General features: G+C 60.8%; 25 protein-coding genes. 11 read left to right on the plus strand and 14 right to left on the minus strand.

Annotated features, from left to right (window positions below):
• The first annotated feature begins 186 nt into the window (after positions 1-186).
• The gene (locus tag ACR0NA_RS10910; RefSeq protein ID WP_480728812.1) at positions 187-603 is read left to right on the plus strand and encodes a type II toxin-antitoxin system Phd/YefM family antitoxin; all 417 of its coding nucleotides are present in this window, start codon (positions 187-189) and stop codon (positions 601-603) included.
• Between the two features lie 100 nt (positions 604-703).
• Here ACR0NA_RS10910 and ACR0NA_RS10915 read toward each other — a convergent pair whose 3' ends face one another.
• The 5 genes from ACR0NA_RS10915 to lepA all read right to left on the minus strand — a co-directional run bounded on the left by ACR0NA_RS10915 (position 704) and on the right by lepA (position 5,155).
• Positions 704-1,156: a hypothetical protein gene (locus ACR0NA_RS10915; protein ID WP_480728814.1), complete on the minus strand. Its 453-nt coding sequence runs from the start codon at positions 1,154-1,156 to the stop codon at positions 704-706.
• Positions 1,157-1,336: 180 nt separating this feature from the next.
• A complete protein-coding gene (locus ACR0NA_RS10920; RefSeq protein ID WP_480728815.1) occupies positions 1,337-1,690 on the minus strand; it encodes a hypothetical protein in 354 nt (117 codons plus the stop codon).
• Positions 1,691-1,834: 144 nt separating this feature from the next.
• Complete coding sequence (locus ACR0NA_RS10925) at positions 1,835-2,077, minus strand: hypothetical protein (RefSeq protein WP_480728817.1); 243 nt, start codon at positions 2,075-2,077, stop codon at positions 1,835-1,837.
• Between the two features lie 224 nt (positions 2,078-2,301).
• The gene (locus ACR0NA_RS10930; RefSeq protein ID WP_480728819.1) at positions 2,302-3,351 is read right to left on the minus strand and encodes a hypothetical protein; all 1,050 of its coding nucleotides are present in this window, start codon (positions 3,349-3,351) and stop codon (positions 2,302-2,304) included.
• A 4-nt stretch (positions 3,352-3,355) separates the two neighbouring features.
• Positions 3,356-5,155 carry a translation elongation factor 4 gene (gene lepA, locus ACR0NA_RS10935; protein ID WP_170651486.1) on the minus strand — a complete coding sequence of 600 codons (1,800 nt, stop codon included), beginning with the start codon at positions 5,153-5,155 and terminating at the stop codon, positions 3,356-3,358.
• A 163-nt stretch (positions 5,156-5,318) separates the two neighbouring features.
• Here lepA and ACR0NA_RS10940 point away from each other — a divergent pair, with 163 nt between their 5' ends.
• The 3 genes from ACR0NA_RS10940 (at position 5,319) to ACR0NA_RS10950 (ending at position 7,829) form a co-directional block, all read left to right on the plus strand.
• Positions 5,319-6,419, plus strand: coding sequence for a Hint domain-containing protein (locus ACR0NA_RS10940; protein WP_480728822.1), 1,101 nt, complete (start codon positions 5,319-5,321; stop codon positions 6,417-6,419).
• 2 nt (positions 6,420-6,421) lie between these two features.
• Positions 6,422-6,733, plus strand: coding sequence for a hypothetical protein (locus ACR0NA_RS10945; protein ID WP_480728824.1), 312 nt, complete (start codon positions 6,422-6,424; stop codon positions 6,731-6,733).
• A 130-nt stretch (positions 6,734-6,863) separates the two neighbouring features.
• On the plus strand, positions 6,864-7,829 hold the full coding sequence (locus ACR0NA_RS10950) for a LysR family transcriptional regulator (RefSeq protein WP_480728826.1): 966 nt from the start codon (positions 6,864-6,866) through the stop codon (positions 7,827-7,829).
• Here the strand turns inward: ACR0NA_RS10950 and ACR0NA_RS10955 are convergent.
• Entirely contained in the window at positions 7,826-8,269 is a 444-nt protein-coding gene (locus tag ACR0NA_RS10955) for a low molecular weight protein-tyrosine-phosphatase (RefSeq protein WP_480728828.1), read from the minus strand. The genes ACR0NA_RS10950 and ACR0NA_RS10955 overlap by 4 nt on opposite strands.
• Positions 8,270-8,296: 27 nt before the next feature.
• On the opposite strand from ACR0NA_RS10955, the gene ACR0NA_RS10960 reads away from it, so the two are divergent.
• Positions 8,297-8,992: an NAD-dependent deacylase gene (locus tag ACR0NA_RS10960; protein WP_480728829.1), complete on the plus strand. Its 696-nt coding sequence runs from the start codon at positions 8,297-8,299 to the stop codon at positions 8,990-8,992.
• Positions 8,993-9,069: 77 nt separating this feature from the next.
• Positions 9,070-9,678, plus strand: coding sequence for an HdeD family acid-resistance protein (locus ACR0NA_RS10965; RefSeq protein WP_480728831.1), 609 nt, complete (start codon positions 9,070-9,072; stop codon positions 9,676-9,678).
• 105 nt (positions 9,679-9,783) lie between these two features.
• On the opposite strand, the gene ACR0NA_RS10970 is transcribed toward ACR0NA_RS10965, so the two are convergent.
• The 4 genes from ACR0NA_RS10970 to meaB all read right to left on the minus strand — a co-directional run bounded on the left by ACR0NA_RS10970 (position 9,784) and on the right by meaB (position 12,663).
• Positions 9,784-10,257, minus strand: a complete 474-nt coding sequence (locus tag ACR0NA_RS10970; protein WP_480728833.1) for a copper chaperone PCu(A)C — start codon at positions 10,255-10,257, stop codon at positions 9,784-9,786.
• Between the two features lie 42 nt (positions 10,258-10,299).
• Entirely contained in the window at positions 10,300-10,644 is a 345-nt protein-coding gene (locus ACR0NA_RS10975; RefSeq protein WP_480728835.1) for a hypothetical protein, read from the minus strand.
• 508 nt (positions 10,645-11,152) lie between these two features.
• Entirely contained in the window at positions 11,153-11,440 is a 288-nt protein-coding gene (gene rpmB, locus ACR0NA_RS10980; RefSeq protein WP_039532366.1) for a 50S ribosomal protein L28, read from the minus strand.
• A gap of 245 nt (positions 11,441-11,685) precedes the next feature.
• Positions 11,686-12,663, minus strand: coding sequence for a methylmalonyl Co-A mutase-associated GTPase MeaB (meaB, locus tag ACR0NA_RS10985; protein ID WP_480728836.1), 978 nt, complete (start codon positions 12,661-12,663; stop codon positions 11,686-11,688).
• A gap of 115 nt (positions 12,664-12,778) precedes the next feature.
• Here meaB and ACR0NA_RS10990 point away from each other — a divergent pair, with 115 nt between their 5' ends.
• Complete coding sequence (locus ACR0NA_RS10990; RefSeq protein WP_480728838.1) at positions 12,779-13,462, plus strand: DUF3108 domain-containing protein; 684 nt, start codon at positions 12,779-12,781, stop codon at positions 13,460-13,462.
• Positions 13,463-13,504: 42 nt separating this feature from the next.
• Positions 13,505-15,955, plus strand: coding sequence for an ATP-dependent helicase HrpB (gene hrpB / locus ACR0NA_RS10995; RefSeq protein WP_480728840.1), 2,451 nt, complete (start codon positions 13,505-13,507; stop codon positions 15,953-15,955).
• Positions 15,956-16,001: 46 nt separating this feature from the next.
• On the opposite strand, the gene ACR0NA_RS11000 is transcribed toward hrpB, so the two are convergent.
• Complete coding sequence (locus ACR0NA_RS11000; RefSeq protein ID WP_480728842.1) at positions 16,002-17,612, minus strand: GMC family oxidoreductase; 1,611 nt, start codon at positions 17,610-17,612, stop codon at positions 16,002-16,004.
• A 260-nt stretch (positions 17,613-17,872) separates the two neighbouring features.
• Here ACR0NA_RS11000 and ACR0NA_RS11005 point away from each other — a divergent pair, with 260 nt between their 5' ends.
• Complete coding sequence (locus tag ACR0NA_RS11005) at positions 17,873-18,331, plus strand: NUDIX hydrolase (protein ID WP_480451054.1); 459 nt, start codon at positions 17,873-17,875, stop codon at positions 18,329-18,331.
• Between the two features lie 94 nt (positions 18,332-18,425).
• Positions 18,426-19,904 (plus strand): inorganic phosphate transporter, encoded by a 1,479-nt coding sequence (locus ACR0NA_RS11010; protein ID WP_480728844.1) that lies wholly within the window; start codon positions 18,426-18,428, stop codon positions 19,902-19,904.
• An 18-nt stretch (positions 19,905-19,922) separates the two neighbouring features.
• Here ACR0NA_RS11010 and ACR0NA_RS11015 read toward each other — a convergent pair whose 3' ends face one another.
• From ACR0NA_RS11015 to ACR0NA_RS11025, 3 genes are all read right to left on the minus strand, one after another.
• Positions 19,923-20,897, minus strand: coding sequence for a 2-dehydropantoate 2-reductase (locus ACR0NA_RS11015; protein ID WP_480728846.1), 975 nt, complete (start codon positions 20,895-20,897; stop codon positions 19,923-19,925).
• An 85-nt stretch (positions 20,898-20,982) separates the two neighbouring features.
• On the minus strand, positions 20,983-21,909 hold the full coding sequence (gene argF / locus ACR0NA_RS11020; RefSeq protein WP_480451057.1) for an ornithine carbamoyltransferase: 927 nt from the start codon (positions 21,907-21,909) through the stop codon (positions 20,983-20,985).
• 73 nt (positions 21,910-21,982) lie between these two features.
• Positions 21,983-23,170 (minus strand): acetylornithine transaminase, encoded by a 1,188-nt coding sequence (locus tag ACR0NA_RS11025; RefSeq protein WP_480728848.1) that lies wholly within the window; start codon positions 23,168-23,170, stop codon positions 21,983-21,985.
• Positions 23,171-23,472: 302 nt separating this feature from the next.
• Between ACR0NA_RS11025 and ACR0NA_RS11030 the strand changes: the two genes are divergently transcribed.
• Positions 23,473-24,357, plus strand: coding sequence for a DMT family transporter (locus tag ACR0NA_RS11030; RefSeq protein ID WP_480728849.1), 885 nt, complete (start codon positions 23,473-23,475; stop codon positions 24,355-24,357).
• Positions 24,358-24,381 lie beyond the last annotated feature (24 nt).

The following is a 24,381-nucleotide window of genomic DNA, read 5'->3' on the forward strand; positions in this document are numbered from 1 at the left end:
TAACCCGAGAAATCGCGCATCCGTGAAGGTTTGAATGCGGATAAGTTCACACGTGAACGTTCACCCTGAAAATACCGCGTTTCTGCGGGTGCAAAGGCTGCGTACGCCCGGTTAGCCGCAAATTTGTCCGGTTTGTACAAGAATCACAGCACCCATCTTCCGAATCGTACAAAAGGAAAACCACCGATGCGCTACACGATTTCCGAGGCCCGCGCCCAGCTGGGACACCTGATCACCCGCGCGCAGGACCCCCGTGAGGTGATCGTGGTGACGCGGCACGGCGAACCGCTGGCCGCGGTCGTGTCGATTGCCGAGGCGAACCGGATCTGGGATCTGGACTCGGACGAGAAGGTGGGATGGAAACATCCGCTGAGCGGCATTCGCGGATGGTGGTCACAGGGGCGAAACATCCCCGGACTGGAACCTGGACCGGACGGCACCTATGTCACCGCGCGCGAGGCAGCGCTGAAGGTTCGAGAGATCCAGATGACCCGCGCCGAGGAACGCCGCATCCTGGCGCGTGGCGGTCTGGACCCTGTCGAGGGCGGTGAGGTTGCCGCCCGGCCCGTCTCCTCCCTGTGGAGACGCTGGTTCCGTAATTGAGAAGCGTTCCGGCCCGGTCGGCGTACCCTTTAACCGGCTGCCGCATTTTGTGGACAACGGCAGAACATACCCCCTACCGCCGGTCCAGGCCGGAAACACTTCAGTTCACCTGACGTTCCAGAACGGTGCTATAGGTCGTTCCGTTCCGCAGGCTACGGAAATCGGCAAAAATCTTGCCGTCTTCGTATCGGGCGTCGATCAGGGCATTCACGCCGATTGTTGGATCAGCCGAGCTTTCGACGATGCCGATATTGCCCGAGCCATCCATGCTGACGGTGCCGGTGGCGTCATAGACGGTCCAGTCATCATTGGCCGCGCGCCGCCATTTGCTGGGGCCCCAGAACACGTTGTCCTGCTGCTTTTCGATATGCAGCACCCACTCGGCATTGCCAAAGCGCGGTGCGTCACCGGTTGCTGTACGCGAGGGCGATACAGTGGTGTAGCTGCCTGCCCATGTGCCGCGCAGATCGGGCGTGGCGTCGGCCAGTGCAGCGGTTCCGAGGGCAAGGCTCGTGGCCAAAGCGGCTGCTCCGGCAGTCATGTATCTGGTCATGGGCTCTCCTCCTGAATGCGACCCCTTGGAGTTCAAAAGCGAACTTCCGTCGTTGTGGCATACAGATTGGGAGAGGGTGGCGGGGTTACAAGTTACCTAAGGGAAACTTCATATTTGGTTAATCTGGGCGTTAGATGAAGGCCGTTTGAGCAGAGCAATGAGTGCGCGCCCCTTACGCGATCAGAACACAATCGCGATAATTTCTGCCAACCCAATCAAGCCAAGAAACACGTTCGACGCCATGATCAGCGCTTTCATGTTGTGTTTCCGGACGCCCCTGCCAAAATTTGATTGTGCCGTGGCTTCATCCATGTCGTCGCGCAGGTTTTCAACATCTGCAAGCGCAGTGCTGCCTGCCAGAATGCCAAAGGCCGCAGTGGAGATCACCAAAACGATCAGAACCAGCGATATACCCTGCGCCCCGAAACCGATGAGCGCTGCGAGAGCCACATAGGCAAATATGGTTGTCCGCAAAATGTAGTAGTAATGGTTCAGACGGCCCATCGAGGTTTCAGAGCGCAGTCTCTGGTCCATAACACTTCCCCCTGGAAATTATTGTTTTCATTGAAGGGAGTGTATCACTTCTCGGGTGGATTCAGAAGATTGCAATGGTTCGGAGAGTTGAGGCAGGCGGCCAACCCGCCTGCCCCGGACGCTAATCACTGGAAAATCACAAGATCAGTTGAGGCCAAGCATCTCTTTGGCCTGAGCCAGCGTCTGAACGGACGCGTCATGGTCGCCCGCATCATGCAGCTGCTGTCCCTCGTCGCGCCAGGCCTGAACCTGCACGACCTGTTCGTCGGTCAGGTCGGTGCCCGCAGCCAGCGCATCATCAATGGCGGCAATGTCGGTGGGGCACTGCCCGGCAAAGGCAGGAGCGGCAAAGAGACAGAGTGCGGCGGCAATAGTCAGATGTTTCATCGCAATATCCTCCTACGATGGTGAGAGGAAAATACCACAAATCCGGGGGCATTTCAGCGGAGTTGACCGGCGCGTAATGCAACTGGCGGGAGATGGCCGATAGTGCGCTGGGTGGCGCAAATGCGCCGCCAGTTTTGCCACAGGAAACCTTTTGTTTGACGGGGGGCGGGTCGGCGCGGCCCGGGGTGCCACCGGGCAGGTGGGGTGAGGTTTAGTTACTCCAACTAACTTAAAGTGCCTGATCCCAAACTAGAACTCGGAACTGCGTTCCCGCGTCCAAGCGTGGCTTCTATCCTGGCCTTGATAAATTCAAGGTTGCTTTTGTGATCTTGCTTCCAGCGGATTTGGTTGTACTGCCTAACATCGAAATGCACGACGTTTTCTGTTTCAGCTACTTCTTCTTGAACGCACCAGATAATTGGCCGCCCCATTCCCGCTGCGAAACCTGCTTCAAAATAGACGCCACCTCTCGGCGCGCCCACTACCGTAGATTGTGACCATTCAAGGGGCTTAGCCAAACCGCAAGTCACATCGACCAACACTGCCTTTGATTTACGAATTTCAGCCAATATCATCTCATCGATACGCTCATTGTGATGCGTCTGATCAATCCTGACGCAATTGTAGCCGGCGCCTTCGATAGCTGGTTTCACGGCATTCTCATAAAATGCGTTTACCTCAGAACTCCCGAACCACATCGCAACAAATATTGAGTCACTCGATCTGCTGCTTATCCCCAAATCTTCTACAAACTCATAGCCTTCGAGCGTCAAGTAGCATTCGTCTTTTTCAATTCGAGCTAGCCCACGTCGTGCGGCAAATTCAAAATACTCCAAAACAAAAGGTTCAAATCGCTCATCGACTGACGTTTCTTGCCAACCCAAGGCGACGACATAATCCCAATTTGGATCACTAAAGTCATAACCGTGAGTCAGTACTGTCTCGCCCAAAATTGGAACCTGATATACCGCCGTTTTTAGCAGTAGATTTAATTTCTCTCTATAAGTTCTTGGCTTTAAGATACTGGCCCCGGCCTTAAGATCATACGAGTTGATCAGGGGTACTGCGCCGTTGATGTTTGCCTCCAATATAGCCTGAGACAATGCAGCTCTGTGACTGTCCTTGTCACTACCCCAGCCTCGAAGCATTGCTTCCGCGGTACCCGTCAGCTTGTAGTGACCACCAGCCCTGAATGACTCGATTTCGGTGTAGTCGCCACCTCCACTTTTAGCCGTCGCGTGCGTACGCCAGATAGGACAGCGAAAATTTTCCATCGATCTAGGAATCCATCTTCAACGCTGAAATAAACGCCTCCTGCGGGATATCCACCTTCCCGAACTGGCGCATCTTTTTCTTACCTGCCTTCTGCTTGTCCAGCAGTTTGCGTTTCCGCGTGGCGTCGCCTCCGTAACATTTCGCGGTCACGTCCTTGCGCAGGGCCGAGAGGGTCTCGCGCGCGATGACCTTGCCGCCGATGGCCGCCTGGATCGGGATTTTGAACATGTGGCGCGGGATCAGGTCTTTGAGCTTTTCGCACATCGCCCGGCCCCGCATCTCGGCCCGGTCGCGGTGAACCATGGTGGACAGCGCGTCGACGGGCTCGTCATTCACCAGCACCGACATCTTGACCAGATTATCCTCGGTATAGCCGGTCATCTGGTAGTCGAAGCTGGCATAGCCCTTGGTCACCGATTTCAGGCGGTCGTAGAAGTCAAAGACAACCTCGTTCAGGGGCAGGTCATAGACGACCATGGCGCGGGAACCGGCATAGGTCAGGTCCAGCTGGATGCCGCGGCGGTCCTGACAGAGTTTCAGCACGTCGCCGAGGAATTCATCAGGCACCAGGATGGTCGCCTTGATGCGCGGCTCCTCGATATGGTCGACCTTGGAGGGGTCGGGCATGTCGGCGGGGTTGTGCAGCTCGATCATCTCGCCGTCTTTCATGTAGACGTGATAGATCACCGAGGGGGCCGTCGTGATGAGCTCGATATCATATTCGCGTTCGATGCGGTCGCGGATGACCTCGAGGTGCAGCAAGCCCAGGAAGCCGCAGCGGAAGCCAAAGCCAAGCGCGGCAGAGGTTTCCATTTCAAAGCTGAAGCTGGCGTCGTTCAGGGCCAGCTTGTCGATTGCGTCGCGCAGGTCTTCGAATTCGGAACTGTCGACGGGGAAGAGGCCACAGAACACCACCGGCTGCGCGGGTTTGAAGCCGTCCAGCGCCACTTCAGTCCCGTTGCGGTCATTGGTGATGGTGTCACCAACGCGGGTGTCGCGGACCTGTTTGATCGAGGCGGTGAGAAAGCCGATCTCACCGGGGCCGAGGCTGTCGACCATCTCCATCTCGGGGCGGAAGACGCCAACGCGGTCCACATGGTGCAGGGTATTGTTCGACATGAACTTGACCCGCATGCCCTTTTTCAGCGTGCCGTCCATGATGCGGACCAGAACGATGACGCCGAGATAGGCGTCGTACCACGAATCCACCAGCATCGCCTTTAGCGGTGCATCCAGATTGCCCTGCGGGGCGGGCAGTTGCTGAACGATAGCCTCAAGCGTTTCGTGGATGCCCTGCCCGGTCTTGGCGCTGACCTGAATGGCGTCGGTCGCGTCGATGCCGATCACGTCCTCGATCTGTTCCGCCACTCGGTCACAATCGGACGCGGGCAGGTCGATCTTGTTCAGCACCGGGACGATCTCATGATCGGCGTCGATGGCTTGGTAGACGTTGGCCAGCGTCTGCGCTTCGACCCCTTGAGTGGAATCGACGACCAGCAGCGAGCCTTCGACCGCGCGCATGGAGCGGCTGACCTCATAGGCAAAGTCCACGTGGCCGGGCGTGTCGATAAGGTTCAGAACGTACTGCTCGCCATTGTCGGCGGTATAGTCGATGCGAACCGTGTTGGCCTTGATGGTGATGCCACGCTCGCGCTCGATATCCATGCTGTCGAGCAGCTGTTCCTTCATGTCGCGATCCTTGACCGTTCCGGTCTCCTGGATGAGCCGGTCAGCAAGAGTGGATTTGCCATGGTCGATATGCGCGACGATGGAGAAATTGCGGATATGGGCGAGGTCTGTCATGGGTTGGGATATGTCCGGAGTTTGGGGCCTCGTCAAGCGTTGAAGCGTTGCAATAAAGGCTGCACCAACGTCTTTCTGCCCCACGGCATTTACCCGATTTTTGCGAATGGGTAAGATGTTGGAGGCAAATGACCTAACCAACAACAAGAAAGCAGTTTAAACGTTGGCCGATTATTCAATCTTTGTTCTTGGCGAAAGCCAGCTGACGATCTCGGTCACGCAAGGGTTGGACGGTATCAACCAGGGCACCGGGGTACATCTGATCGGTGAGACCATTACGATTGACTCGCGCGCAGCCACTGAAGTTTTCATAACTGACAGCGGAAGTGACACGGATTTTGCTGACAACGACGGCAATCAGCGCCTAGACGGCGATCAGACGATAGACGGAACACTTTTCACCAGCGGCACAAGGGTTGAGGCCGAATATGGCATCACCCTGACGGATGGCACGAATACGTGGCAGGCCGTCGCGTTCAACGTGAACAATTCCTCTCCGTCCTTTGCCACAGTCGAAGGGATCGCGTTCATTGGCGGTCCGGGCGCATTTCCTCCGTTAGGAGTGCCGCTGACTGTCGTCGACACACAGGAAGGGCCCAGCTTTGACGAGGGAGATTATGTCACTCCGATCTGCTATGCCAAAGGGACCCTTATCGAAACTGAAAACGGCAGCATCCCGATCGAGACTTTGGCAGTAGGCGACAAGGTCTGGACACAGGATCACGGGTATCTTCCGGTGCAATGGACAGGATCACAAGATGTCATCACCGCCGGACGGTTCAGGATGGTCGATGTCCCAACGGGTGTCCTGTCTAACCATGCACCGCTGATGATTTCACAACAGCACAGGGTGCTGATTTCACATCCGATTGCAGAATTGCTGTATGCCAGCGCCGAAGTATTTGTGCCGGCAATCAGTCTGGTGGATGCAGGTGTCGCAACCCTGTCTGACCACAAGATGGCCTGCTATCATCATATTTTGCTAGAGCACCACAGCGTTATCCGCGCAAATGGCGCTGCGTCCGAGAGTCTTTTGACCTCATCCCTCACTGCCCTGCAAAATCCGGACATCCTGTTCTTCCCACAACTCGCCGGGCGGATTACGTCGGCAACAAGAACAGCAAGGCCGGCCCTAAAGCGGCGGGAAGCGGCGCATTTGGTGCAAACGGTCTTGTGCATTGATCCTGAGCGCCAATTGATTCATACTCGCGCGCAGCCGAGAGGGGCGTCAGATCTCTCCGGGCAGGCAAAATACGAGGCATGAGCATGAAACAGTTCCTCATCATCGCACTTTGTGCAACGTCGTTTACGGCGATGGCTCCGCAATCCGCAGACGCGGCGCAGATCAGACGCGCCTGTATGGCGTCGGATCGTGAGGCCGCAACGCGGCAGCGGTGCAGTTGCATTCAGAAAGTGGCGAACGACGCACTGTCGCGCAGTGATCGCAAGGTCGTGGCCAAGTGGTTCACCGATCCGCATCAGGCGCAGGTGCTCAAGATGTCGACCACCGCGCGCGACGATGCGCTGTGGGACCGGTATCAGGCGTTCGGTAAGCTGGCGCAGGCCGTCTGCCGCTGATCCCCGGCCCTTTTGATCTGTAAAGCCGATGAACCGCCCGGGCACGTGCCCTGGGCGGGGTCTTTTTGTCTGAGCGCTTGACCCCGCGTGAGGCTGGCCGCAGAAATGGCGCAGCAGAAAAGGTGCCGGAATGGTGATGAAAGGGATAACCCTGCGCGGGCTTGAGGTATTCGAGGCCCTGGCGCGGACCGGGTCGGTGGCGCAGGCCGCCGAGATCACCGGACTGAGCCAGCCTTCGGTCAGCCAGCAGTTGCGCAATCTGGAAAACGCTCTGGGCACCGAGCTTGTGGATCACGGGCGGCGGCCGATGCGGCTGACGCAGGCCGGGCGCGGCTTTCTTACCCGCGTGCAGGCGGTGCTGGCCGAGTTGCAGATGGCCCAGAGTGAACTGGCCGTGATGGATCTGGGTCATCTGAGCACGCTATCCATCGGGTTGATCGACGATTTCGACAACGACCTGACACCGCGTCTGGCCACATTGCTGGCCGACAGCCTGACCCGGTCAAAGTTCAAGCTGATCACCCTACCCAGTCTCGAGATTTTCGAGGCACTGGATTCGCAGCGGCTGCATCTGGCGGTGTCGGCCCATAGCGGCGAAGTGCTGGAGGGGGTGGTCGAGTACCCTCTGGTCCGCGATCCGTTCATTCTGGTCGCGCCGAAAGAGGTTGTGCCGGGCGGGAGCGATGTGATCGCCGGGCTCAGGGACCTGCCGTTTCTGCGCTATGCGCGCGAGCAGTTGATCAGCCGCCAGATCGAAACCCATCTGGCCCGGCATCAAATGGAATTCGAGGAGAGGTTCGAGATCGGATCTCACCTTGCGCTGATGGCGATGGTGGCCCGCGGGCTGGGCTGGGCGATGACCACGCCGCTGGGCTATATGCGGGCAGCGCGGTTTCACGATGAGCTGGACGCGTTTCCCGCCCCGTTCGAGGAATTTTCACGCACGATTTCGCTGTTCACTCGGTCGGACTGGCCGGATCAAGTGCCGCGCGACGTAGCCGGGATGATGCGGCGCCTGATGCAGAGCCAGATAATAGACCCGGCGGTGGCGCGCCTGCCTTGGCTGAACGGACGCTTGAAGGTGATCGGCGACTAGCGGTCCAGATGCGCCTGCAGCCCGTCGACGGCTGCTTCGATCAGATCGAGCGCACCGTCGAAGTCGCGGGTATAGTACGGGTCCGGTACGTGATCAGCCTGATTTTCGGGGGCAAAATCCGTCAGCAGGCGCACGGGGGTTTCGCTGCCGTGCGGGCGCAGGGCCTCGATATCGGCGAGGTTGGAGGCATCCATCCCCAGAATCAGGTCGAAGCGGTTGAAATCGGCGGCTGAAAACTGCCGCGCGCGTAGATCGCTCAGGTCGATATCTCGGTTGCGCGCGGCCTGCTGCATCGGGCCGTAGGGCGGCTTGCCGACATGCCAGCCAGCGGTTCCGGCGCTGTCCGTGGCGTGATGCGGAGCGCGGGCGCGAAAGACGCCTTCGGCGGCGGGGGAACGGCAGATGTTGCCGAGACAGACAAAGAGGATACGGTGGGTCATGGGCTTGGTGTATCGCGCGGAGGGGAAATGGAAAAGATCGTCATTCTGACCGGGGCCGGAATTTCGGCGGAAAGCGGGCTGGGCACGTTCCGCGACGAGGGCGGGCTGTGGGCGCAGCATCGGATCGAAGATGTGGCCACGCCTGAAGGATTCGCGCGCAATCCGGCGCTGGTTCACGGGTTCTACAATGCCCGGCGCGTACAGGCGGCAAAGGCGCAACCCAATGATGCCCACAAGGCGCTGGCACGGCTGCAACGGGAATGGCCGGGCGAGGTCATCATCGTCACGCAGAATGTAGACGGTTTGCACGAGGCGGGCGGGGCCGAGGATGTGATCCACATGCACGGTACTCTGTCCGGGGCGCTTTGCGGGGCTTGCGGACATCGCTGGACATCGCCCGATGAAATGGCGGTGGGTGAGCCCTGCCCGGTCTGCGCCAATGCCAGCGCGCGGCCGGATGTGGTCTGGTTCGGCGAGATGCCGTATCACATGGATGCGATTTATGACCATCTGGCCGGGGCATCGGTCTTTGCCGCTATCGGCACGTCGGGGCAGGTTTATCCGGCGGCCGCCTTTGTCCACGAGGCCATTGCAGCGGGTGCACGCACGATCGAGTTGAATCTGGAACCTTCGCAGGGCGTTTCGAGCTTTGACGAAACCCGATTTGGCCCGGCCACCGAAACCGTTCCGCTGTGGGTCAACAAGCTGCTTGGCAGCCGTTAGCGGGCGGGCAAAGAAAGATTGCAGACATCGCGCCGAATTCTCGTTTATGCTGTGAAGACAACAAGCTGGGGAGCGTCATGACAGAGAACGAGACACGACACGGCGAGATCGTCGACGATGGCAGCATGGCAGATCGGGATGCGCTTGGCGAACATCTGGCGGGCTTGTGGTGGACTTTCCTGTTGCGCGGAATTCTGGCCGCGCTTGTGGGTATCGCGGCGCTTTTCTGGCCGACAGGCAGCATCTCGCTGCTGTTGCGGCTGGTCGGAGTGCTTTTGATACTGGATGGCGGGCTGACCTTGCTTGGGTTCGGCCGCCGCGGGCTGATCGGTGGTATCGGACTCGGCGCCGTTGTGATCGGTCTGGTTCTGCTGATCTGGCCGGAAGGCGTTGCCAGAATTACCTTTTTCCTGCTAGGCGCGTGGGCGCTGATCATCGGTATCGGCTCTCTCATGGCGTTGGGGCAGATGCACACGCTGGACCCCGAGCGTGCGACGGTGCGCAATTCGGGCATCGTGGCGCTGGTCATCGGGCTGGTGTTGATCTTTTGGCCGGGTAGCGGCCTTGTGGCGCTGGGATGGGCAATCGCCTTCTCTGCGTTGGCGTTTGCCATCGTCATGTTTTTTATGACTGCACGCTTCAAACGCGCGGCGGACCGTCTGGCGATGCGTGTCGTCAATCGGTAGCGGTACAAACATCCAACCGCTGACAACAAAGCGACAACAGGCCGGGCATTGCCCGGCCTGACGCATGGATGATGGCCGCAGAGCGGCCTGAAGACAGGGGTAACCTCAGTTCGAATGCCCGCTGTGCGCGCCGCTGTCCTGACGCTCCAGATCGACCGGGATCTCAACCTCGATTTCTCCGGCGTTTTCGAAGATCAGAGTGACGGGGACTGTCGCGCCCTGTTCGAAGGACTGCTTTAGCCCCATGAACATCACGTGATCACCGCCGCGCTGCAGCGGGTGGGATTCACCTGCGGGAATGGCAAAGCCCTCCTCGACATGCACCATCTGGGCCACGCCTTCGTCATTGATCTTGTGCGTATGCAGTTCGACCCGCGCCGCGACATCTGATTCCACGCCGATCAGGCGATCATCTGCGTCGCCGTGGTTCATGATCATCATGAAGGCTGCCCCGGCCTTGGCATTTTTACCAGATGAGCGTGCATAGGCGTCATCGACCATGATGGCGCCTTCCGCCAGTGCGGGACCGGCAAGGGTCAGGGTTGCAAGGGTTGCGAACAGGGTGGATTTGAGGGTCATCGTGCCTCTCCTTTCAAATTTGGCTGAATTTATTGAGAAAATTCAGCCAGCAGGAGGCGCGCGCGCAGGTGTCTGCGGCTGCGGCAATGAAATAAGGTTGTGCGCAACAGTGGCCGGTCCGGGCAGCGCACGGTCCGGTGGTGCCGGAAGGGATGGCTCGGCCTGCAGAACGGCACCCAGAAGGCTGAGCGCATAATCCGGACAGTAATGAGGTGGCTGAGTCGGCTGACCGTCTTGGTCCATATAGACAACAACGGGGCCCGTGCCCGTGCACAGCACCATCTGGCCAACTGCCTCGCCAACACCGCGCGAGGCGGCAACCCCCTGCCCGGTCAGAACCAACAGCACAGACAGAGCAAGTGCCAGATATCCGCGAAGAACCATCATGTTGGGGATTCTATAGGCTGGTCCGGAAAAGCGCTTCAAGCGCATTCGACTGACTGCGACAGGATAGCCGCGCACCATGTCCGGAAACCGGGGTGCCGAATGCAGGTTCGGCCCTGCATTCGGCGATGGGACCGATTACCGATCCAGATTGGGGCGCGACGTCGTATCGGTTGTCATGCTTGTGTGCAGACGGTTCACGCGCCGCTGTATCTGAGTGCATTTCCTGATTCCGCTCGCCGCGAAATCAATCAGAATTCCTAAAAATGCATATTGTTTGAAAGGCATAGGCGAAGCCTCCGATCTACTAATATGCACAAACGTATTCGCATTTTTGCGAGCAGTATGTGAACAATGTCACGCCAAAACACGAATTAATATTAAATTTAAAAACAATTTTGGCGGTTCGGTTTTCACCCCGACAGAGGCGGATTTTCCAACTCACCGATCTTAAACAGGAAAACCCCGCACGATGTCGCGCGGGGTTCCGAAAATCGAAATGTAAGGCGGATCAGGCCGAGGCTTGTGCCTTGGCGATTTCCTTTTTCACCTTCAGTGCGTTTGCCGACAGCTCTTCGTCCTTGGCTTTGGCCAGGAACGCGTCCAGACCACCGCGGTGGTCGACCGAGCGCAGGGCAGCCGCCGAGATGCGCAGCTTGACGCCACGGCCCAGGGTTTCCGACTGCAGGGTGACGTCGTTCAGATTCGGCAGAAAACGACGACGAGTTCTGTTTTTGGCGTGGCTGACATTGTTGCCAGTCATCGGGCCTTTTCCGGTCAGTTCGCAACGGCGCGACATGGTTTCTTCCTTTGTTTCTGGAGGCCGGGCATCTGCCTGCGGCCAAATCACAAGGGGCGCAACCCGAAGTCGCGCCCGAAAACTGGTTGGATGCGTGTAGTGGGAATCACGGATGGGGTCAAGATGGGCGGGCGCGAAATCTTTGCCGGTGCCGGTGGTTTTGATGTGACCGGGAAATGGCCCGCTCGGGCCATGCCTCCGGCGGTCGTATTTGTCAACGAGCAGAAGGGCGGCACGGCGCAGGATCAGGCGCGGGACAGTGTCGTCAGCATCTTTTCGGCAGCGGCACCCGGGCTGAGGTGGCCCTGTGACACCCGGTCATTGAGTTCGGCCATCTCAGCCTTTGCCTCGGGCGTGTCGAGACGGGCCAGAAGGGCGTGGCGGACCTCCTGATCGAACCAGTAGCGGGCCTGTGCGGCGCGGTTGGCCGCCCAGTGACCGTTTTCCCTGCGCCAGTCCGACAGCGTCTGCATCTCGTCCCAGGCCTGGGCCAGACCCATTTCCTCGACCGCAGAGACCATCATGGCTTTGGGGAAATCGTCGGGATCCTGCGGGCGCTTGCGCAACAGACGCAGCGCACCGGAATAATCGGCGCAAGTGCGGGTGGCGGTGGCTTTCAAATCGCCGTCCGCCTTGTTGATCAGAATCATGTCGGCCATCTCCATGATGCCGCGCTTGACGCCCTGCAATTCGTCCCCGCCGGCCGGAGCGAGCAATAGCAGAAAGAGGTCGGACATCTCGGACACCACCGTTTCCGACTGCCCGACACCAACGGTTTCGATCAGCACCACGTCAAAGCCCGCCGCTTCGCACAGGGCGATCGCTTCGCGTGTGCGGCGGGCGACGCCGCCAAGGTGGCTTTGGCTGGGGGATGGGCGGATAAAGGCGTTTTTCTCGCGACTCAGTCGCTCCATCCGGGTTTTATCGCCAAGGATCGATCCGCCGGAACGGGCGGAACTGGGATCAACCGCAAGGACCGCGACTCGCAGCCCCTGCCCGGTCAGCAGCATGCCGAAACTTTCGATGAAGGTGGATTTGCCAACACCGGGCGTGCCCGACAGGCCGATGCGCAGCGACTGGCGGTCGGCGCGTCCGAGACGCTCCAGCAGCTCAGCGGCCTGGGCGCGGTGGTCGGGGCGTTTGCTTTCGACAAGCGTGATCGCGCGGGCCAGCGCCCGGCGGTCGCCATTCAAAATCTTGTCACTTAGGCTGTCTAATTGCATTCTGACCCCAATTTCTGTGGCACGAATACTTGCAGCCGACCAACCCGGTTTGTCCAGCCCGGACCGCATAGGAATTTTGATCCGTGTTTCGCCTGAACCATGTTTTTTTTGCATTGTGACCCTTCTGGCTCTGCCTGCATCGCTGTCGGCAGAGCAGACGCAGGCGCGTTTTGCCTTGCGGGCGCTGGGTGTGAAGGTGGGTGAGTTCACGCTGGACGGCAGCGCCGACACCTCGCGCTATTCGGTGTCGGCGCAGCTTGCCACGACGGGGCTGGTCGGTGCGATCAAGAAGGTGCGGTTTGTCATTCAGGCGTCAGGGCGGCGCAAGGGGGATCGGTTCATCCCGCAACAGTACCTCGAGGATATGGATACAGGGCAGCGCCAGTCACGCGCGCGGTTGACCTATTTGGGCGGCGTGGCGCGGGCCAGCGGGTCGGAGATCGGGGAAAGGACGGCCTATTCCGTGACCGATCAGGAACAACGCGGTGCGGTGGACCCGTTGACCGCGATCTTCATGGTTCTGCGGGATCAGCGACCCGAAGACCTGTGCAGGTTACGGCAGAAAATCTATGACGGCGAGCGGTTGACCAAGATCGCCCTGACCCGGCGTGTGGATTCCGGTGGCACGGTTCGGTGCAGCGGTGCCTTTACCCGGCTCAGCGGCTATGCACCCGATGATCTGCGCAAGGGCAGCCAATTTCCGTTGACGGTAACCTATGAGACGCAGGGCGGCGTCATGCGGGCGGTGCATGTACAGGCGCAGACGGTCTATGGCGCGGCGACGGTTGTGCGTAAGTAGTGCGATCTGGACGGCGCTGGCGAGTTGGCGGATAAGGGCCGGATGACACTGCGCCTGCCGATTGACGACGCCATTCCCGAACTGCTGGAGGTTCTGCGGACCTCGGGCCGGGCTGTTCTGCAGGCCCCCCCCGGAGCGGGCAAGACCACGCGCGTGCCGCTGGCCATGCTGGAGGCCGGGCTGTGCGACGGGCGTATCGTGATGCTGGAGCCACGCCGGCTGGCCGCGCGGGCAGCGGCGGAGCGCATGGCCGAAACGCTGGGCGAGCGCGCGGGCGAGACCGTTGGGTTTCGTGTGCGGGGTGATGCGAAGGTTTCCAAGGCCACGCGGATCGAGGTCGTGACCGAGGGCATTCTGACCCGGATGCTGCAATCCGATCCCGACCTGCCGGGCGTAGGTGCGGTTATTTTCGATGAGTTTCACGAACGTTCGCTGAATGCCGATCTGGGGCTGGCCCTGTGTCTGGAAGTGACCGGGGCGCTGCGCGACGATCTGATCCTGCTGGCAATGTCGGCGACACTGGATGCTGACCCTGTGGGGCGCTTGATGGATGCGCCGCTGGTGACCTCGGAAGGGCGGAGCTTTCCGGTCGATCTGCGCTGGTTGGAGCGGCCCTTGGGGCAAAAGGCGCGGCGGCTGGATGCGCTTGTCGATCTGGTCGTACAGGCCGAGCGAGAGACGCGTAGCGTTGGCGGCGGAATGCTGGTGTTTCTGCCTGGTGAGGGCGAGATCAGGCGGGCCGAGGCGGCGCTGACCGGACGGTTGCCTGGGGCTTGTGCGATCAGGCCCCTGTTTGGTGCCATGCCGTTTGCCGCCCAGCGCGCGGCAATTGCCCCGGTTGATGGCGGGCGAAAGGTGGTTCTGGCGACGTCGATTGCCGAAACCTCGCTGACCATTCCGGATATCCGGGTGGTGGTGGATATGGGTCAGGCCCGGCGCGCGCGATTTGATCCCGGATCGGGCATGTCGCGGCTGGTGACAGAACGGGTGACGCGGGCCGAGGCCACACAGCGCGCAGGCCGCGCCGGGCGTGTGGCAGAGGGTGCGTGTTACCGGTTGTGGTCGAAGGGAGAGGAAGGCGCATTGGCCGCCTATCCCCCGGCCGAGATCGAGGCGGCGGACCTGACCGGGCTGGCGCTGGAACTGGCGCTTTGGGGGGCTGATCCCGGTGATCTGGCCTTTCTGACCCCACCGCCCGAAGGTGCAATGGCCGAGGCGCGGGCGCTGCTGGCGATGCTTGGGGCGCTGGATGGCAAGGGGCGGATTACCGATCATGGGCGGGCGCTGGCGGCGCTGCCGTTGCATCCGCGGCTGGGGCACATGCTGGTCGAAGCAGGCCCGCAGGCCGCGCCCTTGGCGGCGCTGATGGCCGAGCGGGACCCGCTGAAGGGCGCGCCGGTTGATCTGGCGTTGCGTCTTGAGGCGCTGCGGGACCTCCGCGCGTTTCAGCGCAACCGGCCGTGGCAGGTAAACCCAGGCGTTGTGGACCGCATCAGGGGCGAAGCAAAGCGGCTGCAAAAGCAGGCTGGTGGCAAGACCCGCGACCTGAGCCCGGCGGCCATGGCGGCGCTGGCTTATCCGGATCGGATCGGACAGCGGCGCAAAGGGGATGTACCGCGATTTGTTCTGTCAGGCGGCAAGGGTGTCGTGTTGGAAAGCGGCGATACGCTGGCGGGTGCGCCCAATCTGGTGGCGATCGATACCGATGGAAACCCGCGAGAGGCGCGTTTGCGGATGGCGGCGCAGATTTCCGAAAACGAAATTCGCGATCTCTTTGCCGATCAGATTGAATGGGCCGACAGTTGCGGATGGTCGAAACGCGAACGGCGCGTCGTGGCGCGGCGGCAGGAGCGGTTCGGCGCCATTACTCTGGACGACCGCATCTGGAAGGATGTGCCGGACGAGGATGTCGCGCGCGCGATGTTGGACGGGGTGCGCGATCTGGGCATCCGGCTGGATGGCGCGGCGGCGCGGTTGGCGGCGCGGGTTGAGCTGGTGCGTTCCGAAGGCATTGATCTGCCTGACTTTACTGTCGAAGGGTTGACGGCCACGGTCGAAGATTGGCTGCTGCCGATGCTGTCCGGCGTCAAAACCGCCGAAGATTGGAAACGTTTTGATCTGTTGCCCACGCTGCAAACGCGGTTGAGCTGGGATCAGATGCAAGAGCTGGACCGGCGCGCGCCGGGGTCTTTCGTGACGCCGCTGGGGCGCAAGGTCCCCATTGATTACGGAGCGGCAGTGCCGGAAATCTCGGTCCGTTTGCAGGAGCTGTTTGGCGTCACACGGCATCCGGTGATCGGGGGTGAGCCGCTGAAGATCACGCTGTTATCCCCTGCACAGCGGCCCATACAGATCACCCGCGATCTGCCGGGGTTTTGGGCCGGGTCTTATGCGGATGTGCGCAAGGACATGCGGGCGCAGTATCCCAAGCATCCGTGGCCCGAAGACCCAACGCAGGCCGACCCGACACTGCGCGCCAAGCGGCGGTCGTAGATGGGGCTTTGCCCCCGCCGCCTTCGGCGTCTCTCCCAGAGTATTTTCAAAAAGATGAAGAGCGGATCATGTCGGCGGCTTTTTCGGCGATCATGATGACGGGTGAGGCGGTGTTGCCGGATACGATTTTCGGCATGATCGAGGCGTCGATGACCCGCAGCCCGTCAAGACCGTGAACCCGCAGGTCCGGCGCGGTTACGGCCATGGGGTCGGTGCCCATTTTGCAGGTGCCGGTGGGGTGAAAGATCGTGGTGGCGATATTGCCGGCCTCGTGCAGAAGTTCGGCATCTAACCGGATGGAGGGGCCGGGCAGGAACTCCTTCGGCTCGTATGGCTGCAGCGCTTTGGCTGTCATGATCCTGCGCGCCTGTTTGACAGCGGTCACCGCGACCTGTTTGTCGCGTTCGGCGCTCAGGTAGTTGAGGCGGATATGGGGCTGTGGATCGGCGGCGTTTTGGGTGATGTGGCAATCGCCGACGCTTTCGGGGCGCAGGTTACAGACCGAGACGGTGATCGCCGGGAACGGGTGCAGCGGGTCGCCGAGGCGGTCTGTGGATAGCGGCTGGACGTGGTATTCCAGATCGGGAGTGGCGAGTGCAGGGTCGGATTTGGTGAACATGCCGAACTGGCTGGGTGCCATCGACAGAGGACCGGAGCGGGTAAGCGCGTATTTGAGGGCGATGCCGATGCGCCCGGTCCAGGAGTTGGCGGTTTCATTCAACGTGCGAGTGTTGCTGACACGGAAGGCGGTGCGGATTTGCAGGTGATCCTGCAGGTTTTCGCCAACGCCCGGCAGGTCGTGAACCGGGCTTATGCCCAGCGCGGACAGGCGGTCGGGCTGGCCGATGCCCGACAGCTCCAGCAGTTTCGGGGAATTGATGGCCCCGGCGGCAAGCAGGACCTCTCGTCTGGCACTGACGGTGCGCACCTGCCCTTTGTGGCGGAAGGCGACGCCGGTGACACGGCGGCCATCAAGGATCAGCCGGTCGGTCATGGCATGGGTCAGTACCCGCAGGTTGGGGCGTTTCATGGCCGGGCGCAGAAACGCCTTGGTGGTGTTCCAGCGCACACCGTTCTTCTGGTTTACTTCGAAAAAGCCTGACCCTTCGTTGGTGCCGGCGTTGAAGTCGGCGGTCGGCATATAGCCGAATTCCTTCGCGCCCTCCTGAAAGGCGCGTAGGATGTCCCAGCCGAGGCGCTGTGTGGTTACCTTCCATTCGCCCCCGGCCCCGTGCAGGTCGGTTTCGCCCTTGTGGTGATCCTCGGACTTGCGGAACCACGGCAGTACGTCATCCCAACCCCAGCCGGTGTTGCCCATCTGTCGCCAGCCGTCATAGTCGGCGGCTTGTCCGCGCATGTAGATCATGCCGTTGATCGAGGTGCAGCCGCCCAGAACCTTGCCGCGCGGATAGACGAGGGACCGGTTGTTCAGACCCGGTTCCTCGGCTGTCTTCATCATCCAGTCCACACGCGGATTACCGATGCAGTAGAGATAGCCGACGGGAATGTTCACCCAATGATAGCGATCATTGCCGCCTGCCTCGAGAAGAAGAACGCGGGTGTCGGGGTCTTCGCTCAGGCGGTTGGCCAGAACACATCCGGCCGTGCCGCCACCAACGATCACGTAATCGTAATCTCCGTCCAGTTGATCTGTCATCCGGTTCCCCCCCTGTGCGTCAGCTTGCCGATTGGCGCGGCGGTTGCAATGGCGAACCTCGGGCAATCAGGCAGGTTTTTGTGCGCCAAACTGTTAGGAACAGGCGGGGACGCACGGACCGGAGCCGTCGAAACAATCCGGTGCTATTGAAAATTCGCGGGAAAGGCCCACGTTCCAGTGCGATTGTTGAAAATTCCAGCCAAATCAGGTATCAAAGCGAACCCACGGAAATATCCGGGCACAAGACAGGCACTTTTGACATGGCAACATGGCTGCGCAATATCTGGGAAGAGGTCGCCAGACCTCTTGTCCTGCGTCCGAAACGGGTGCAGTGCGCGGCGCTGTGCACCAAACAGGTGGACGGGCGGAATACCGTGCTGCTTATCACCAGCCGCGATACCGGACGCTGGATCATTCCCAAAGGGTGGCCGATCGACGGTCTGGACGGGGCCGAGACCGCGTTGCAGGAAGCTTGGGAAGAAGCCGGGGTAAGCAGGGCGAATGTCGACAGCGAGCCGGTCGGATATTATTCCTACGACAAGATGATGAAGGATGGCTCGGCTCTGCCGATCCAGACCAATGTTTATCATATCCATGTCTCGGAACTGGCGGATGACTATCCCGAGGCGCATGAACGTAAACGGTGCTGGGTAAGTGCCAGCGATGCGGCAGATCGGGTGAGAGAGCCCGAATTGCAGGCCATATTGCGGCAAATGTAACGGTTTTGTAAAAACTGCATGACAACCCCTTGCCCCATCCGGCGCAAGGATGTAGCGCGCTGGCGCCTGAAACAGTAAGCATTGCGCAAAGCAGATGACCGACAGCCAGACTGAACCGCGCTGGAAAGCGCTGGATAACGACCTGCATCGAATTTCGCGTGTAGAACGCGCGAGCGCCTATGTCGCGCGCCCGCTGGTGGCGCCGGGGATCGCGCTGGCCTTTATCGCTTTGGCAGGGCTGGTCGCAGCCGTGTGGTTCGGGCAGGCAAACGGCGGTCTGGTCGTTGTCGCCGCCGCCGCTTTTGGCGCGTATATGGCGATCAATATCGGCGCAAACGATGTGGCCAACAACATGGGGCCGGCGGTGGGCGCGAATGCGCTGACTATGGGTGGTGCCATCGTCATTGCGGCCATTGCCGAAAGCGCCGGTGCGCTGCTGGCTGGGGGCGATGTGGTATCGACCATCTCGAAGGGGATCATCGATCCGGCCTCGGTGCAGAACAGCGAGGTCTTTATCTGGGCGATGATGGCGGCGCTGATTTCGTCCGCCATGTGGGTCAATCTGGCCACCTGGATCGGCGCGCCGGTTTCAACCACGCATTCCGTCGTGGGCGGTGTGATGGGCGCGGGCATTGCCGCGGCGGGCATGAGCGCGGTCAGTTGGGGAACGATGAGCAAAATCGCCGCCAGCTGGGTGATTTCACCGGTTTTGGGGGGCGTAATCGCCGCTGCGTTTCTGGCGCTGATCAAGGCCAGGATTCAATATCAGGATGACAAAATCGCCGCGGCCCGGCGCTGGGTGCCGATACTGGTGGCGCTTATGGCGGGGGCCTTTGCCTCGTATCTGGCGGTGAAGGGCCTGAAGCGGATCGTGAAGGTTGATCTGGAGCTGGCGTTGCTGATCGGTCTGGGTGCAGGCGTGGCGGTCTGGGCCATCACCGTGCCGTGGGTCCGCCGCAAGTCCGAAGGGATGGAGAACCGGACCCGTTCGCTGAAAACCCTGTTCGGTCTGCCACTGGTGATTTCCGCTGCCTTGCTGAGCTTTGCGCATGGCGCCAATGACGTGGCCAACGCGGTCGGGCCGCTGGCCGCCATTGTCTATGCCGCCGAGTTCGGGGATTTCGCCGCCAAGGTAACGATCCCGAGCTGGGTTATGATCATCGGGGCGTTCGGAATTTCCTTTGGTCTGTTCCTGTTCGGCCCCAAGCTGATCCGCATGGTCGGCAGCCAGATTACCAAGCTGAACCCGATGCGGGCCTATTGCGTGGCGCTGTCGGCGGCGATCACGGTGATCGTGGCCAGCTGGCTGGGGCTTCCGGTCAGTTCCACCCACATCGCAGTGGGCGGCGTGTTTGGTGTCGGGTTTTACCGCGAATGGCATTCGGAACGGCGGCGGCGCGGTCTGAATCTGAAACGCCAACCCGAATTGCGGCTGGCGCAAGAAGAACGCCGGCGGCGCAAGCTGGTGCGGCGGTCGCATTTCATGACTGTCGTGGCGGCCTGGATCATCACGGTTCCGGCGGCTGCCTGTATGTCGGCGGTGATTTTCCGGGTTCTGACTGCATTCCTCTGACGCTGGTGCGTTCTGCGGTCAGCTGTAAATCTGATCGGGAGAAAGGGGTTCATTCGGGGATTGCGCGATCAGGGCCGCGACCCTTGAACAGATCGGGGTCGGGACGGCGTTTGCCTGTCCGATCCGTATGATCTCGCCCTGCAGGCTGTCAATTTCTGTGGGGCGCCCGTCCTTCAGATCATAGGCCATTGACGTGCGGGCACTGGGATCGATGGTCAGCATGCGCGCCGCGATGCGGGAAAACAGCGGTGTCGGCAGGCGCAGGATATGTGGCGTCATCCATGCCGGGAGAGGCGTCGTTGAGGCGACCGAGTGCCCGGCGGATTTGAGCACGCCCAGCGCCTCGGCCATCTGGTCGGCCATGAGGCGGCGCCAGCTTGGGTCCAGCAGTTGTTCCCTGAGGGTCAGGCCGGACAGCGCATTGAGCGCGTTGTTGAGGTTGATCACCAGTTTGCCCCACTGAACCGCCTCGATCCGGTCGCTTTCGGTGACGGGCAGCGCGGGCGATGAGAGCGCGGTTGCCAATGCGCCCTGCCCCGTCTGGATCACGATATCGCCGGAGGTCGCGCGATGATACGCGGCCAAAGTGGTCGGAACGACGTTGAAGGGTACCATACCGGCACGAACATCGCGATCATGCAGGCCCGCACGCAGTATTCGGGCGTTATCCATCCCGTTTTGCCAAGAGAGGACCGGCGCGGTTTTGGGGCCGTGCCGGGAGATCAGCTCGGCCATTGTTTCGGTGGCACCGGATTTGACCGTGACGATGATCAGATCGGCCGAGGCGAGACATTCCGGGTTTTCCGCAAGGGTCAGACGGTCTGGGGAAACCGTGCAGCGCAGGCCCGAGAAATCGGTGACTGTGAGACCCTGTGCACGGATCGGATCCAGGATGCGGGCACGCCCCAACAGGGTCACATCATGCCCGGCCTCTGAAAGCAAAGCACCGCAATAACAGCCGATGCTGCCCGCGCCAGCGATGACAAGTTTCATGGCGCCCCTTTCCTTTTGCGGAAAGGATGCGCCGGGATGAACCGCTGGGGCAAGAGCGGTGCGGAATGACGTGGCGCCGCCTCGGTCAGAGGCCTAGGCACCAGCGCATGACGGCCTTTTGCGCGTGCAGGCGGTTTTCGGCCTCGTCGAAGATGACCGAGTTGGGTCCATCCATCACTTCGGACGTGGCCTCTTCTTCGCGGTGCGCGGGCAGGCAGTGCATGAACAGCGCGTCCGGTTTCGCGTGGGACATCAGTTCGGCGTTGACCTGATAGGGGCGCAGCAGGTTGTGGCGGCGTTCCTTGGCCGATTGTGCGTCATGCATCGAGACCCAGGTGTCTGCGACCACCAGATCGGCCCCTTCGACGGCTTTGAACGCGTCCCGTTCGACGGTGACTTTCGAGCCTTTGGAGCGGGCGAACCCCATGAATTCCTCTTCGGGGTCGAACTGGGCCGGGCCGGTGAAGGTGAAGTCGAACCCGAACTGGCCTGCTGCGTGCAGGAACGAGGAACAGACGTTGTTGCCATCGCCGGTCCAGACGACTTTTTTGCCAGCGATGGGGCCGCGATGTTCCTCGAATGTCAGCACGTCGGCCATGATCTGGCAGGGATGGGTGCGATCGGTCAGGCCGTTGATCACCGGCACATCGGCAAACTCGGCCATCTCGGTCAGGATGGTTTCATCGAAGGTGCGGATCATGATCATGTCCACGTAGCGGCTGAGCACACGGGCGGTATCGGCGATGGTTTCGCCATGGCCAAGCTGCATGTCCTTGCCGCTGAGCACCATGGTCTGACCGCCCATCTGGCGCACGCCGACGTCGAAAGACACGCGGGTCCGGGTCGAGGGCTTTTCGAAGATCAGCGCCACCATGCGGCCTTCGAGCGGCTGATCGTCATCCAGAGCGGCCTTGGGGCGACCCAGGCGATCCTGTTTCATCGCCGCGGCCTGATCGATCATGGCCCGCAGATCAGCGGGATCGGTTTTGTGAATGTCGAGAAAATGGTTCATTGGATATCGCTTTTGGCTATCGGCGGGTGGGGACCAGCCCCACACCCCCGGGATATTTTTAGCAAGAGGAAGGTCAGGCGGTTTCGAGATTGGCTTCGACCTGCGCGGCGGCCTTGTCGAGGCGGATCATGGCCTGAGCGATGTCATCCTCGGTCAGGGTCAGCGGCGGCAGCAGGCGGATCACGTTGTCGGCGGCGGGCACGGTGATGACGAGGTTGTCATAGCCTGCATTGACGACATCAATATTGGGCGCCTTGCATTTGAGGCCCAGCATCAGGCCCGCGCCGCGCACTTCTTCGAACACGTCGGGGTGGTCGGCGATCAGGCCTTCGAGCTTTTGCCGCAGCAGGCCGGACTTGCGGTTGACCCCTTCGAGGAACGCCGGAGTGGACACCTGATCCAGAACCGCGCAGCCCACGGCGCAGCCCAGCGGGTTGCCGCCATAGGTCGAACCATGGGTGCCCGCGGTCATGCCGCTTGCCGCGTCCTCGGTCGCCAGGACCGCGCCCAGCGGGAAGCCGCCGCCGATGCCCTTGGCAACCATCATGATGTCGGGCGTGATGCCCGCCCATTCATGGGCAAAGAGTTTTCCGGTGCGTCCGACACCGCACTGCACCTCGTCCAGGATCAGCAGCAGACCGTTGTCGTCACAGATCTGGCGCAGGGCCTTCAGCTCAGAATCGGGCACCGGGCGGATGCCGCCTTCGCCCTGTATCGGCTCGATCAGGATGGCCGCTGTCTTGTCGGTGATGGCGTTGGTGACGCCATCAAGGTCACCGAAAGTCACATGCACAAAGCCGGGCAGCAGCGGGCCGAAGCCTTTGGTCATCTTTTCCGACCCGGCAGCCGCGATGCCCGCCGAGGAACGGCCATGGAAAGAGCCGTCGAAGGTAATGATCTCGACCCGCTCGGGCTGATCTTTGTCATAGAAATACTTGCGCGCCATCTTGACGGCCAATTCGCAGGCTTCGGTGCCGGAATTGGTGAAGAAGACGGTGTCGGCAAAGGTGTGTTCGACCAGCTTGTCGGCCAGCGCCTGCTGCTGCGGAATCTGATAGAGGTTCGAGACGTGCCACAACGCATGGGCCTGATCCGACAACGCCTTGACCAGTGCCGGGTGGGCATGGCCCAGCGCGTTCACCGCAATACCCGCGCCGAGGTCAAGGAAACGTCGGCCATCCGCCTCGGTCAGCCAGGCGCCCTCGCCCTTCACAAAGCTGAGGGGCGCACGGTTATAGGTCGGCAGAACGGACGGGATCATCGGATCATCCTTTTTTAAAGTTTGAGCCCAAGTGAGTGATACACCAAGGGCGGGTTCGTCAACTGGTTTGGAGGGGGATGCGCTGATTTTGCAGCGCAAATGGATCAAACGGGCCGGTTACGCAAAAATGCGTCGGCGTCGGAGCAAAGAGATATGTGCGTGTCTGATCATGCGTGCTCTATAACGGCGCAAAGTCGGTCTGAAAACCCGGTATTTTAACAGGCCCGTAATTTTCGTGATCCCGATGCCGGGTGCGGTTTTCACGCTTGTCATTTGGCCTGCCGTGGCGCAGGGCTGTGGGCATGTATGTTCAGCAGCGTCAGAACCCGGCATTTGCGGCAACATTGATATTCGTCGCCAGCGCTTTCATTGCGGCCACGACGCTGCTGGCGAAGGCATTGGGGACCGAGGCGCTTGGTCCGCCCCTGCATCCGATGCAGATCAGCCACGGGCGGTTTCTGTTTGCGTTCATCGTGATTGTCAGTGCGGTTGCAACACTGCGTCCGCAGCTGCGCCGCCCACATTGGGGTCTGCATATCGGGCGGACCAGTTTCGGCTGGGCCGGTGTGACGCTGATGTTCGCCTCGGTCGCGTATATTCCGATGGCCGATGCCACGGCGATATCATTCCTGAATCCGGTCTTTGCGATGATTCTGGCCATCCCGTTGTTGAAGGAAAGCGTTGGGCCGTGGCGCTGGCTTGCGGCGGCTGTGGCACTGTCCGGCGCGCTGATCCTGTTGCGGCCGACACCTGAGAGTTTTCAGCCCGCGGCGCTGCTGGCACTGACCGCGGCGGCGGTGATCGGGATGGAGCTGATTTTCATCAAGAAGCTGTCGGGGCGCGAAAGTCCCATCCAGATATTGCTGGTGAACAACGCGATGGGGTTGACGATCGCCTCGGTCGCGGTGCTGGCAGTCTGGCAACCGCCGACGGCCCAGCAATGGGCGGCGCTGGCAGGGATCGGCGTGCTGATGGCCTGCGCGCAGGCCTGCTTTGTCAACGGGATGGCGCGGGCGGATGCGTCTTTTGTCGCGCCCATCAGCTATGCAACGCTGATATTTGCCGCGCTCTATGACTTCGCAATCTTTGAGGTGATCCCGGATTCGGTCAGCATCCTGGGGTCGACCATCATCCTGACCGGCGCGCTGATCCTTGTCTGGCGGGAAGCGCGGGCCAGACGCAGATGAGCGCCATCAAAAAATTTTGTGAGG

It is taken from the genome of Ruegeria sp. C11, from assembly GCF_056537725.1.